At 65.8% G+C, this 12,457-nt stretch carries 9 protein-coding genes; 4 read left to right on the forward strand and 5 right to left on the reverse strand.

Going from position 1 to position 12,457, the window contains the following annotated elements; translation table 11 throughout:
* Nucleotides 1–233: 233 nt before the first annotated feature.
* The gene (locus tag G3446_RS23850) at nucleotides 234–887 is read right to left on the reverse strand and encodes a class I SAM-dependent methyltransferase (RefSeq protein ID WP_245232725.1); all 654 of its coding nucleotides are present in this window, start codon (nucleotides 885–887) and stop codon (nucleotides 234–236) included.
* A gap of 358 nt (nucleotides 888–1,245) precedes the next feature.
* Here G3446_RS23850 and G3446_RS23855 point away from each other — a divergent pair, with 358 nt between their 5' ends.
* The 3 genes from G3446_RS23855 to G3446_RS23865 all read left to right on the forward strand — a co-directional run bounded on the left by G3446_RS23855 (nucleotide 1,246) and on the right by G3446_RS23865 (nucleotide 6,359).
* Nucleotides 1,246–2,352 (forward strand): efflux RND transporter periplasmic adaptor subunit, encoded by a 1,107-nt coding sequence (locus tag G3446_RS23855; protein WP_164456034.1) that lies wholly within the window; start codon nucleotides 1,246–1,248, stop codon nucleotides 2,350–2,352.
* A gap of 72 nt (nucleotides 2,353–2,424) precedes the next feature.
* Nucleotides 2,425–5,673 (forward strand): efflux RND transporter permease subunit, encoded by a 3,249-nt coding sequence (locus tag G3446_RS23860; RefSeq protein WP_164456036.1) that lies wholly within the window; start codon nucleotides 2,425–2,427, stop codon nucleotides 5,671–5,673.
* A 440-nt stretch (nucleotides 5,674–6,113) separates the two neighbouring features.
* A complete protein-coding gene (locus tag G3446_RS23865) occupies nucleotides 6,114–6,359 on the forward strand; it encodes a transposase (protein ID WP_164456038.1) in 246 nt (81 codons plus the stop codon).
* A gap of 266 nt (nucleotides 6,360–6,625) precedes the next feature.
* Here the strand turns inward: G3446_RS23865 and G3446_RS23870 are convergent, their stop codons facing one another.
* Complete coding sequence (locus tag G3446_RS23870; protein ID WP_164456040.1) at nucleotides 6,626–8,353, reverse strand: winged helix-turn-helix domain-containing tetratricopeptide repeat protein; 1,728 nt, start codon at nucleotides 8,351–8,353, stop codon at nucleotides 6,626–6,628.
* A 202-nt stretch (nucleotides 8,354–8,555) separates the two neighbouring features.
* On the opposite strand from G3446_RS23870, the gene G3446_RS23875 reads away from it, so the two are divergent.
* On the forward strand, nucleotides 8,556–8,882 hold the full coding sequence (locus tag G3446_RS23875; protein ID WP_164456042.1) for a hypothetical protein: 327 nt from the start codon (nucleotides 8,556–8,558) through the stop codon (nucleotides 8,880–8,882).
* Between the two features lie 335 nt (nucleotides 8,883–9,217).
* Here G3446_RS23875 and G3446_RS23880 read toward each other — a convergent pair whose 3' ends face one another.
* The 3 genes from G3446_RS23880 to G3446_RS29465 form a co-directional block, all read right to left on the reverse strand.
* Nucleotides 9,218–9,997 carry a DUF1835 domain-containing protein gene (locus G3446_RS23880; protein WP_164456044.1) on the reverse strand — a complete coding sequence of 260 codons (780 nt, stop codon included), beginning with the start codon at nucleotides 9,995–9,997 and terminating at the stop codon, nucleotides 9,218–9,220.
* A 677-nt stretch (nucleotides 9,998–10,674) separates the two neighbouring features.
* Nucleotides 10,675–11,541 (reverse strand): reverse transcriptase domain-containing protein, encoded by an 867-nt coding sequence (locus G3446_RS29460; RefSeq protein WP_483414739.1) that lies wholly within the window; start codon nucleotides 11,539–11,541, stop codon nucleotides 10,675–10,677.
* Complete coding sequence (locus tag G3446_RS29465; protein WP_483414740.1) at nucleotides 11,445–12,080, reverse strand: reverse transcriptase N-terminal domain-containing protein; 636 nt, start codon at nucleotides 12,078–12,080, stop codon at nucleotides 11,445–11,447. Before G3446_RS29465 ends, G3446_RS29460 begins: the two co-directional genes overlap by 97 nt.
* Between the last annotated feature and the right edge of the window lie 377 nt (nucleotides 12,081–12,457).

Raw genomic sequence — 12,457 nt, forward strand, 5'->3', positions numbered from 1 at the left:
CCCGCGCTGGGGGGGCGCCCCTGCTGGCGCGCCCCCACGCCCCCGCGGCGCCCGCAGGGGGGCCCCACCCCCCCCGGCCCCTTCGGCCCCCGGTGGGGCGCGACTGGTACGAGGATTCTAGGAATTCGCCTTATCCGGCACACCTCCGACTCAGTGGAGACGCTCGCGCTTGCGGGAAAGGAGTCGGGTCCGACGGGCTGAGCAAGGCCGATGGGCCCGGTTCCCGCCTCGATTCAGAGCCGGGGCTTTCGGAAGCTGACGAAGTAGTTGTCGCGAAGCTTCAGGGGCTCGTCCTCCAGCTCGAATCCAGCCCGCTTGATCTCGTCGATCACCGTGCGCCGACCGGCTCGCACATGCCCGAGGATCCACGGGTGACTGGTGCCCGGATCACGTCTGAAGTCGATGATCGCGAGTCGGCCGCCCGGCGCGAGGGCTTCGCGGATCGACGCGATCATGGCGCCTGGGTACTCGAAGTGATGGTAGGTGTCGCAGACAAAGACGAGATCGACGCTGCCCGGCTCCAGCCCTGCGCTCTTCTGCCGGTTGACGACGGGCACCAGGTTCGTCAGCCCCTCGGCCGCTGCACGCTGCCGGATCGACGCGACGAAGGCCTCAGACACATCCACCGCGTACGCCCGGCCACTCGGCCCGACAGCCTCGGCAAAGAGGAGCGTGAAGAGTCCGGTCCCAGCACCGACGTCGGCGATCCGCATCCCGGGGCGAATCTGGAGCGCGCTCAGGATGTCGAGGCGGCGATCGAAGACCTCTCGACCATCGCGCTCGAAAATGCCCTGCCATCGGCTGGGATCGGTGCCATGGTAGTAGGCGTTGATCTCTGGGCCGACCGCTGGGCTCTCCGCGGCGGTGAGCAAGGGGAAGACGAGCATCACGGCTAGGAGCGCTCGGCTGCAAGCATGTGGGGCGATAGGCATCGGGCATGGACCTTGATAAGGGCTGGGTGTGCTCGGCTTGTTGGTTATCGGCTCGCGGGGGCGGTCGACTCCACCAGACGTCTTTCTCGGCGTCGCGCCCGGCGCCCCACCGGGCAATTCTGGACGATCGATAAGCTCGGGCCATGCCTAGGCGCTACCCGCGGCCGATGCAAGAAAGCCTCGCGCCGCTGCGCGTGCCCGGCCGTGGCAAAATGCGATCTCAGCCACCACCTCGCCGTCAAACGGCTTCCGGGCGCTCGACGCGCCAAGCGCTGCATCCTTTGTAAGGTCCTCTATCCCCATGATCCATCGAATGCCTTGGCCGCGCGCCTCTTGGGTCGCCCTGATCTCCGTCCTTTCCGCCGCTCCGCTCGCCTCCGCGGCCAAAGACTCCGCTGTCCCGGTCACGCTCGCGCAGGTGACCGCACAGGTGCAGCGCGACCAGGTCGTGCTGACCGGAAGCTCGGTACCCTGGCGGCGGGCGGAGCTGTCGCCTCGCGTCGAAGGTCTGGTGACCGAGGTGCTGGTGGACGAAGGCAGTCTGGTTGCGGCCGGAGACGCCATCCTGGTGCTGGATGCCCAGCTCGCCATGCTTGAGCTTGAGGCCGCCCGGGCCCGGGCTCAAGAGACCGAGGCGGCCCGAGCCGACGCGATTCGCGTGCGCGACGAGCTGCTCGAGCTGAAGAAGGGCAGGCACGCGTCCGAGGCGGAGATCCAGTCCGCGGTTGCCAAGGTCGAGATGGCCGCGGCGTCCCTGCGCGGCGAGCGCGCGGCCGTGGCCCGCGCGGAGGAGCTGGTCGCCCGGCACCGCCTGGCGGCGCCTTTCGCCGGGATGGTCGTCGCGAAGGGCGTGGAGGTTGGCGAATGGGTGCAGCGCGACGAGGCGGCCGTCGAGCTGGTCGCGATGGACAGGCTCCGCGTGCGGGCCGTGCTGCCGCAGCGCGACTATCCGCGGATCGCTGCCGGCGCCGACGCGACCCTGAGATTCGACGCCTTGCCGGAGAAGGACTTCACCGGCAAGGTCCTGGCCCGCGTCGCGCTCGGGGACCCGCGCTCGCGTACCTTCCCGGTGCTGATCGATCTCCCCAACCCCGACCGTCTGCTCGCGCCTGGCATGTCGGCCCGGGTGCGCCTGGGCGTGGACGGCGAGGTCGGCGAGGTCCTGACGATTCCGCGTGACGCCGTGGTCGCCAAGAGCGATGGGACTCGCGAGGTCTGGCGCATCAAGACGGACGAGGGCGTCACCACAGCCTGGCCGCTGCGCGTCGAGACCGGCCGCGCCTTTGGCGACCGTCTCGAGATCGTCGCCGGCGCGCTCGCCGAGGGCGATCGCCTGGTTATGCTCGGCAACGAGCAGTTGCGGCCGGGTCAGGAGGTCTTGCCACAGGGAGACAGCGCGGAGACCGCCGCCCTGGAATAGCTGCAGCGGGCGCAGTACTGAGCATCCGGCGCGCGCGCCGCTCGATCGATCCTCAATCCCTGGATACCTGCCATGTTCCGCTTCGCCATCGAGCGCCCGGTCATCCTGACGGTTGCCATCCTCATTCTGTCGCTCTTCGGGCTGCTCGCCATCTTCAATGTGCCCGTCCAGATGATCCCGGATCTGGACGCGCGGGTGATCACTGTCCGCACCCAATGGCCCGGCGCCGCGCCCCAGGATGTCGAGAAGGAGATCCTAGTCGAGCAGGAGAAGTACCTCGGCCGCATCCCGGGGCTGGAGCGCATGGTCTCGAGCGCGAGCACCGGCTCGGCCAGGATCGAGCTGGAGTTTCCCTTCTCGATCTCGATCGAGGAGGCCCTGCTCAACGTCAACAATGCACTCTCTCAGGTCCCGGGCTATCCGGAGAACGTGGACCAGCCGACCATTCGAGCCGAGGCCTTCTCCTCCAACTCCTTCATGTACTTTCGCTTGATGCCGGAGTCCGGTCAGTTCACCGACGAGGACATCATCCGGCTGCGCGACTGGGTCGAGGAGTACGTCCAGACGCCGATGGAGCGCGTGCCCGGGGTGTCCAGCGTGGCGCTGCGCGGCGGCGCCGAGCGCCAGATGCAGGTCTTTGTGGACCCGGTGCGCTTGGCCGAGCGCGGTATCCGGCTGACCGAGCTGCGCGACGCCATCCGCGCCCGCAACCGCGACGTCTCCGGCGGCGACCTGGATAGCGGCAAGCGGCGCTATCTGCTGCGGACCATCGGCCGCTTCGAAACCCCGGAGGAGCTGGAGAGCCTGGTCATTGCCGAGCGTGACGGGGCCTTCATTCGGCTGCGCGACGTCGGTCATGCCGAGCTGGGCTTCGCCGAGGTGCGCGCCTATTCGTACTCGGAAGGGAAGCCCATCCTGTCCTTTGCGGTCAGCCGCCAGATCGGCACCAACGTCATCCAGATCAAGCGCGACATGATGGCCCGCGTCGAGGAGCTGAATCGAACCGTCCTCGAGCCGAAGGGGCTCAAGCTGGTCCGCACGGCGGACGACGTCGTCTATGTAACCGACGCGGTCCGCGTGGTGCAGCGCAACCTCGCGATCGGCGCCGCCTTGGCGGTGCTGGTGCTCTTCCTCTTCCTGCGCTCCTTGCCAGCGACGCTGATCGGCGCCATCGGCATCCCGATCTGCACCATCGCGGCCTTCCTCGGGCTGCTGGTCACCGGGCGGACCATCAATGTCATCTCCCTTGCCGGCGTCGCCTTCGCCATCGGCATGACGCTGGACAACAACATCGTGGTGCTGGAGAACATCGTCCGGCACCTGCATCAGGGCAAGCAGCGGATGCAGGCGGCGCTGGAAGGCGTGCGCGAGGTCTGGCCGGCGGTGCTGGCCTCGACGCTGACCACGGTGGCCGTGTTCCTTCCGGTGATCTTCGTCGAGGAGGAGGCCGGGCAGCTCTACTCGGACATCGCGGTGGCCATTTCGGCTTCCATCCTCATGTCCATGCTGGTCGCCATCACGCTGGTGCCGGTCGCGGCCAGCCGCTTTCTCAGTGCGCCGGAGGCCTTATCCTGCAGTGCATCCCGGAAGTCTCTGCTGGTGCGGCTCGGAACGCGCTTCGGCGATCATGTCATCGCCGGGGTGCACTGGATCTCGCGCGGTGTGATCCGGCCAGTGGCAGTCATTCTGACCGTGCTCCTCGGCGCCGGTGCCATCATCTACGGGCTGACCCCAGATGCCGAATACCTCCCGGAGGGCGAGGAGTCCAAGGTCTTCACCATGATGTTCGCGCCACCCGGCTACAACATCGACATGATGCGCCGGGCCTTCCAGAAGGTGGACGCCGAGCTCTATCCGGCCGTCGGTCAGGACCCGGCGCGCTTCGCCGAGGGCGAGTCGGACGTCCCGGCGCTGAATTTCACCATCGGCTTCGCCAGCGAGCGCATGGTCTTCGTCGTCCGCGAGGCGACCGACCGCCGCCAGACCGAGGACTTGATGGCAGTCGCGACCGAGAAGACCTCTCAGCTCCCTGGGCTGCGCAGCTTCTCCAGCCGCGGCTCCATCTTCTCCAGCAATTTCGGCGGGACCCGCTCCATCAACATCGAGGTCAGCGGCCCGGACCTGCCGACGCTCTTCGAGGCCGGCCGGCAGGTGTCGGCCAAGGCCAAGGAGATTTTCGAGCGGCCAAGGGTCAAGTCGGAGCCATCGAGCCTGACCCTGGGGCAGCCGATGCTGGAGGTGCGCCCGGACTGGGAGCGCGCCGCCGAGCTCGGCATCTCGCCGGGCGATCTGGGCTACACCGTCTGGGCCTATTCCGACGGGGCCTATGTCGATCAGTACTTCCTGGACGACGACGAGATCGACATCTTTCTCTACTCGACCGCGGGTGCCGTCGAGCATCCGCAAGACCTGGAGCGGCTGATGCTCTATTCGCCGGACGGCGGCATCGTGCCGCTGTCGTCGGTCGCCCGACTCATCGAGACCGTCAATACGGAGAACATTCGCCGCGTCGACGGCGATCGCACCGTCACCATGAGCATCATCCCGCCGCGCGACGTGCCGCTGGAGGAGGGGGTGCGCCTCGTGCGGGAGCGGATCATCGCGGGCATGAAGGCCAGCGGCGAGCTGCCTGAGAGCATCAAGCTGACGCTCAGCGGCGCCAGCGACCGGCTGGAGGCGACGCGCGACGCCCTGGCCGGCAACTTCGCCGTGGCCCTGCTGATCGCCTATCTGCTGATGGTCGCCGTCTTCAGCCACTGGGGCTGGCCGCTGCTGATCATGACCAGCGTGCCGATCGGCATCAGCGGCGGCATCGCCGGGCTTTATCTGCTCAACCTCACCGGGGCGCACCTGGACAAGATCGGTCTCTACCCGATCCAGCAGCCCTTCGACATGATCACCATGCTCGGCTTCCTGGTCCTGATCGGGACCGTCGTCAACAACCCCATCCTCATCGTGGAGCGGGCGGTGGTCAATCTGCGCGAGTGCGGGCTGAGCGTCATCGACGCGGTCACGGAGGCGGTCCGCGTCCGGCTGCGGCCCATCATGATGTCCATGATCACCACGGTCGCTGGTCTGTCCCCGCTGGTGTTCAATCCGGGCGCGGGCACGGAGCTCTATCGTGGCTTGGGGGCCATCGTCCTCTTCGGCCTGCTCTTCTCGACGCTCGTGACCCTGACCTTTATGCCGGCGATGCTGGCATTGGTGCTGCGGGTGGTGGGAGGTCGGGGCTTGAATCCCGACAGCCCGGAGGCGCCAAAGGGTCGGGCGGCACCAGCGCACGCGGTCGAGGACGGACTCACCCATCAGCCAACCCGGTGATCGTGGACCGGGCTCGCTGCCGCACGCCAAGGATGCCTGAAGGCGCCGCGGTGGCGCGGCCCAGGCGACCCCAGTAGCGATCGACTCCCGCACTCCGGCCAGGCTGAGCCCTGGGCATCGACGTGCCCGCATCGCCCGGAAATCCGCTCGTGGAAGCGCCCCGAGCGGGAGTGCCGGAGGGGCTCGAGGTCAGCGATCCCTCTGCCTCTGGCGCATCGGCCGCCTCTGCGGCATCCCGCCAAACGCATCAGGAGGACGCGTGAGCCTCGCGCATCAGGATGCCCGAGCCGTCAGCGCGGGAGATGGCGCTCGCGCGAAGACAGGCCAGCTACGCCAGAACGGTTATCCTAATTGCGCTCGAGGCCAAGGCGATCGGCGGGGGCGGACGACCGATTCGCCTGGGACGGTCAGCGCTATGCCTGTCCTGACTGGAATCAGCTTTGGGCGAGCGGCTCGCCATTGCCCGCAGGTCAGCCAATGCCCACCGGTTGCCGACGTGCGCGGGCAAGGCGAGCTACGCCGAGCGCAATTCCGCGGTCGCAACCATCATCGGCATCATCAAGAACGTGCTCGGCTTCCGCAAGTTTCTGCTACGCGGCCTGCACGCGGTGAGCCGGACAGGCTCGTTGACCTTGAACTTCGAAAACGGTGCGCGAGGGTCTCGGGCCCTTAAAATAAGACGCTGACAAGCTTGAAGGCCGAGCGCCCGACAGCTTTGTTGACGACCGCACCGACAAGTGCCTTCCCAAACATCGTCCCAGCTTTGCTGGCGTAGGCGAGTTGGGTTGTCGCTTGATCGCATCCGTGCAACCCATGTCTTTCATCGCATCCAGAAGCGCATGCTTTGAGAGCCGGTCGTTGTCACCCAAACCGCCGGATCCGCCTCTCGAAGGTGCGGTCGCGGCGACGCGGCCGTGCAGGAGACACCGAACAACCTTGAGCTGAGGCAACCTCACTCGGGCAGCCCGGCCTTGCGCAAATCCTCGATCAGCGCGGCCATCGACTGCGGGTCCTCGGTTGGATGCGCGTTACGCAGCTGCGAGATGGTGTCCGTCGAACTCATCGCCAGCAGCTCCTGCACTTCCCACTCGGCATCGTCGAGCCGGCCGGACCGCGCATAGGCGGCAGCTAGGTGAAGCCGCACCGGCACGGCGTTGGCGTTGCGTGATCGCGCCGCTTCCAGGGCCGTAATCGCCGCGTCGATGCGGCCCTGCGTGTAGTAGGCACGTCCCTGGTTGTAGGGGTAGTCCCAGGTGTAGTTGGGGTTCAGGCGCATGCCCTTCTCGACGGCCGCGAGCGCTGCTTGCGGCTCCCCCCGAGCGTTCTTGATGAGGGCCAGCAACCCATAACCATCCGCATAGTTCGGTGCGATCGTCAGCGCTTGGCTGACCGCCGCTTCGGCCTGAGCAAGCTCCCTGCGCATGAGGTGTACATAGCCGAGTGCCCAATAGGTCTGCGGGATGGATCCGTCGAGCGCCACCGCTTTCTTGGCGAGCTCCAGCGCTCGCTCGCTGGTGAGCTGCGGCGTGTCCGTCCAGCCGCGACGGTAGTTCGCCGCCAGGGTGTAGGCCAGCGCCCCATAGGCGCGCCCGTAGCTCGGATCTAGCGCGATCGCCTGGCGATAGGCCGCCGCTGCCTGGCGGTTGGTCGCCTTCGTGAACACCCTGCTCAGCCGTTGGCCTTCCTGAAAGCGGTCATAGGCGGCTAGGTTGTTGGTGCTGCGCCGCGACAGACGCGCCGCTTCCTGTCGGGTGAGGTTGACTGCCAGGGCCTTCACGATCTGGCCGGTGACCTCGTCCTGCACATTGAATACCTCCACGGCTGGGCGGTCGTAGCGCTCGGCCCAGCGCTGAAACCCCGAGCGGGCGTCCACCAACTGGGCATTGATCCGCAGGGCGTCGTCACGGCGCCGGAGACTGCCTTGAAGCACGTAGTCGACATCCAGCTCCTTGCCGACCTGCTGGGCGGTGACCTCCTTTCCCTTGAAGGCGAAGGAGGTATTGCTCGCGAGGACCGACAGATCGGACAGGCGCGAGAGATCGGTCACGAGATCCTCGGTCATGCCATCGGCGAAGCCGTCCTGCTGCGGGTCCTCGCTCAGGTTCACGAACGGCAGGACCACCACGGACGGAGGATGCGCGCGCGGTCCTAGTGGCGATCGTGTTGTAGCGACGTAGAGGGAGATCATGCCTCCCGCCAATGCCCCCAGGACAACCACAAGCTTGGCCACGAGCCCCGAGCGCGAGCGTGGGCGCTTTCTCCCTGGCGAAGAGGGCATATCGCGGTCTGCCGCTGTCGCGGTGGGCTCCTGCTCTTCGACGCTCGAGACGGGCGCGATCAGTTGGTAGCCCCGCTTGGGGATGGTCGCGATGTAGCGCGGCTCCCGGGTCCTGTCGCCGAGGGCCTTGCGCAGCTTGATGACGGTGCCGGTGATGGCGTCATAGCCGACCACAGCGCCGCGCCAAACGTGTGCTTCTAGATTCTGGCGGGATACCACGTCCCCGGGGCGCGATGCCAGGTAGACAAGCAGATCCATCGCCTTGGGCTCCAGTCGCGCGACCTTGCCGTCGCTCGCGATCTCCCCGGTGGCGGGGCTGACCACCCAGGGCCCGAGGCGGAAGGGCTTGGTGCTTGGAGGCGGATCCTCGGGGGCGCTGGGGTTGGCAGGCGACATGGGCATGAGGGCCTCAGCGGGGCAGGCTTTCCCATCACTTTAGTCGGCCCGGAGCGGAAGGAAACGCCGAAAACCCTTCGGTCGTCTTTTCGTCGCCTTTCGATCAGGACGTCGCGCCGACTTGGCGCTAGAGCTTAAGCAACCGCACCGATCCGGCGGCGCGCCGGACCGGTCGGTCAGCTCAACGCCACTCCGAGAGGTCAGACAGATGCACAAGCAAACGCTACTCCTCGCGCTCTTTACATGTGCGCTCGGGGCCCAGGCCGACTGCGTACCTAGTCCCCCCGAGATCGGGGACATCGGCCCAGATTCGACACTCGTCTGCCGAACCTTGCAGCAGCTCTATCCGGGGGCGGCGCTGCGCGAGGAAGGTCGCGCCATCCGCTCGCCGACCGAGGTTGTTGTCCACGCTTCGGTCGATGGCCGGCCGATCACGCTCAGCTATGCGTTGTCAGGATACCGTTGGCGGCTGCAGCAAGATGACGCGCGCCTCGCCGAGAATGTAAGAGCGGGGGCCTCGCCAGAGACTGAGTGAGGCCCATCAGTCTGTTGGGGCGGCAAGGATGCCGGGTGGTCTTTTCTCGCAAAGCGATGGGCGCTTTGAGACCGATTTCTCGGTCGGCGGCGACCTGCTTGGCCGGCGCTCGCCGAAACGGATCGGATCGACGAAAGCGCCGAAGGGTCGTTCGATCTGCCCAGTCACACGCCGGGAGATTGAGACAAGCCGATGAGGCGACGACCTCGGGCAGCAAGACACGGCATGCGACGCGTCCACGATCTGGCCGGATCGCAAGACCTGCTCCTCGCCTAGGCGACCCTCGATTCCCACGGAACGCTTTCGCGCCTTTGATACGGCGCGCCGCAAGCGGGTCAGCTTGGCGCCGGACGCACCGCGTAGTCGCGCAGGCGCTCGCACACCGCGTCGGCCTCGAGTGAGCCCGCGCCGATGAGGATCTGCAGGCGACTCGAGAAAAACAGGTCGCTCATCAGATTGTGCCTGTCGCAGCGCCCCATCGCAGCACCTACGACCCTGGCTGCATTCGTCCAGCCGGTCGCGCAGGACTTCAGGAGCAAGGCGTCATAGTGCTCCAGTGGCAGGCCGATGATTCGCCCTGTTTCCAGTCGGCGCAAGAGGCCGGTCTCGGTGCGGATGCGCACAAAGTCCTCGCTGAGTCTGTCACGCTCAGACGCCGTCAGCTCACAGCGGATTTTAGACAGCTCGGCAAGCTCGGCGGGGCTATGTAAGGCGACGTAAGGGGGCATGCTACGCTCAGGAACCGTGACCCGCAGGAGTGGTATTGCGCAGGCGCTGAGGTGCCAGCAGGCCATCCTCAGAAAGATGCTCTCGGAGACGTTGTCTCCACTCCAGACCACAATCGCCTCGGGCCTTTGCTGGTCGAGCTGTTCGACGAGCGCTCGCCAAGGCGCAAAGGCGTCGGCAGCGGTGAACGTCCAATCGTCGTAGCCAAGGTAACAGGCTCGCATGTAGGCCATACGCTCACGCCCGTCATCGAGCGGACCATGGCTGAGATCATCAGGAATGCGACATACGGTGCCGTTCAGACCGTGGGATCGGCAGGCGGCGCGCAAGCTCCCGGCGGCGCTGTCGCCCAGGGCGATGTGGAGTCGGTCGGAAGCGGGGTTCTTCATGCTATCTGCCTGGCTGTTCCAAACCGCTGGACCTATCGACGATGATCTGGAGAATCGGTGATCACATCATTGCAGGCCGACGTGGGATCTCATGCCCGGATGGCCCGCAGCATGCACTACGGCGGCGAAGCAGTTGGCCGACAAGCTCCATGGGCGGGGGCAGGTCCTTCGTCGTCCCCCTCGATTTGAACGGGACGACCCACCGCCGCGTGCGCGTGGGGCCGCTGCCGACGCGATTCGAGGGGGCGCGCGGCCGCTCGATCGTTACGCACGGCCACTGGCTATCAGCGGGATGTGCTCATGAGCTGAGTCCGCCAGACGCGCCGGGCATTCGGTACCAACTGAAGCCTTGGTGGCGCAGTCCCGGTGCGAGGCTTACGCAACCCTTCTCCTTAACGCCTCCTGATTATCGGTGAGCCTCCGGCCAACCCGGGTGATCGGGCCGTGGGGAGCGCTGACGCACCTACGAAATCGACGCAGGGGCCTTGATCATCGGTTAGTCCAAAACTGAGTATTTCTGTAGGCGATCAAGCACCCTGAAGGAGCGGCAGGAGTCGGGTAGCCGGGTGACGTTACCGTCACCCGGACCGGGTCGCCAGAGGCGGTCACCCGCCTCCGGCTCCCACAGAATGTCGCGAGCAGATTTCCCGCACGACGCTCTTCGCCGCATGAGCGATTCACAGCACCGCGAGTGCTTGTAGCTCCCGGTACGGAAGCCTCAGCTTGGGTCGCGTCAGTGGGTAGCGCGCTTTGATCCGATGGAAGATCTCCCAAGGGATGTACCCTTTCCGACTGCGGCTGCTCAGCATCTTGTGCCAGTAACGCTCCACGAACCGATGCACTTTCTGCAAGGCGCGGATGTTCCCGGCGATGCCGTAGTAGGCATAATGGCCACGCAGGAACCGATTGAGGTTGATGACCTGCTCCGGTAGCGGCAGATGGCGCATGCGTCGCATCAGGTCGCGCAGATGGGCGAGGCTACGCTGAAGCCGAGACTTCTCGGTGCGCATCCCGACCTTGAAATTGCCCTTCTGATTGCGCGTGCAGTAGAGGGTGAAACCCAGAAAGTAGATCGTCTCCGGGCGTTTCCTTCCCCGCTTGGGCGCGTGCGTCTGGGCAAAGCGACCGAATTCGACGAGCTTGGTCTTGCTGGGCTCCAGGCTCAGGCCGAACTTCCCCAACCGTTTGCGTAGCGCGTTCTGGACGCGCAGGGCATCCTCGCGATATTGGAAGCACAGCACGAAGTCGTCGATATAGCGCACCAGATAGGCTTCGCCCCGCAGTCGCGTCTTCACCACCCGCTCGAGCCAAAGGTCGAGCACGTAGTGCAGATACACATCGCTCAGGAGCACGCTGATCGATCCCCCTTGCGGTGTCCCTTCCTCGTTCGGATGTAAGGCCCCGTCTTCCAAAATGCCCGCGTTGAGCCAACGCCGGATCAGGCTGATCAAGCGCGGATCTCCAACGCGATGTTGCACGAAACGTAGGAGCCATCCGTGGTCCAAACTGCCAAACAGCCCCGGATATCCCCCTCCAAGATCCATTCGGCGCGCGTTCGCTGAGCCAGGACCTGAAAGCAAGCCGCCATCGCATCTTGCGCGGAGCGTGCTTGGCGAAAGCCATACGAGCAGGTGTCGGCCAGCGTTTCAGAGACCGGGTCCAAGGCCAAAAGCTCCAGGGCCTGCTCGGCCCGGTCGGCCTGGACGGGAATGCCGAGCGGACGGCGTTTTCCGTTCTTCTTGGGGATGTAAATCCGTTTGAGCGGCTTTGGCGTGTAGTCCTTTGCGTTCAACTGCTGGGCTTGCTGCCACTTCTGCGCGGGTGTTTCCAGCACGATGCCGTCCACGCCCGCGGTGCGTTGGCCCCGATTGGAGCTCACCCGCTGCACCGCCAGTAACTTGGCGGCGAGCGACTTCGCGAGCAGGCGTTGCAGACACCGCACGCGGTGCCAACAGCCTGCCCTGACCGCCTTCACGATACGGGCTTGGAGGCGGCTGACATGGCGGCGTACCTTGGTCCAATCGATGGAGGACCAACGTGCCGTCGCGCCCTGAGGGCCTTCAATGACACCAATGGCATACATCGTCTAAGAAACCACTCAGGTTGAGCCTTTCCGCACCTTCTCGTGATCCAAGACCGGTCGGAAGTCAGCCCCCTTTCGGGGTAGGGCAAAGCTCGAACCCCTATCCGATCGATTACCGATCGGCCTTTGCTTCCTCCGACATCCCATACCCGCTCGACCATCACGCAGCCCTTGCGGGCTGGCTTCCGCGATCCGTGCGGGGCCGGTCGGGCTTACCACGTTCCACACGCGTACCATTCCTGAAGGACGTAGGCTCCGCCTTTCCGCCGGCAGTGCATCATCTGCGCGAGGGAATAGGACGCTCCCCCGACCTGACTGCTTACCTTTTGGTTCATGCCTGTCAGCCTCTTTGGCATGTTGCCTATCACGACGGCTCA

Origin of the sequence: Thiorhodococcus minor (assembly GCF_010820565.1) — a bacterium.
GTDB classification, from domain to species: domain Bacteria; phylum Pseudomonadota; class Gammaproteobacteria; order Chromatiales; family Chromatiaceae; genus Thiorhodococcus; species Thiorhodococcus minor.

Excerpts from the sequence above, each read along its gene's own strand:
- G3446_RS23850 (WP_245232725.1), bottom strand. The coding sequence starts at position 887 with ATGCTCGTCTTCCCCTTGCTCACCGCCGCGGAGAGCCCAGCGGTCGGC.
- G3446_RS23870 (WP_164456040.1), bottom strand. The coding sequence starts at position 8,353 with ATGCCCATGTCGCCTGCCAACCCCAGCGCCCCCGAGGATCCGCCTCCA.
- G3446_RS29460 (WP_483414739.1), bottom strand. The coding sequence starts at position 11,541 with ATGGATCTTGGAGGGGGATATCCGGGGCTGTTTGGCAGTTTGGACCAC.
- G3446_RS29465 (WP_483414740.1), bottom strand. The coding sequence starts at position 12,080 with ATGTATGCCATTGGTGTCATTGAAGGCCCTCAGGGCGCGACGGCACGT.
- G3446_RS23855 (WP_164456034.1), top strand. The coding sequence starts at position 1,246 with ATGCCTTGGCCGCGCGCCTCTTGGGTCGCCCTGATCTCCGTCCTTTCC.
- G3446_RS23860 (WP_164456036.1), top strand. The coding sequence starts at position 2,425 with ATGTTCCGCTTCGCCATCGAGCGCCCGGTCATCCTGACGGTTGCCATC.
- G3446_RS23875 (WP_164456042.1), top strand. The coding sequence starts at position 8,556 with ATGCACAAGCAAACGCTACTCCTCGCGCTCTTTACATGTGCGCTCGGG.
- G3446_RS23880 (WP_164456044.1), bottom strand. The coding sequence starts at position 9,997 with ATGAAGAACCCCGCTTCCGACCGACTCCACATCGCCCTGGGCGACAGC.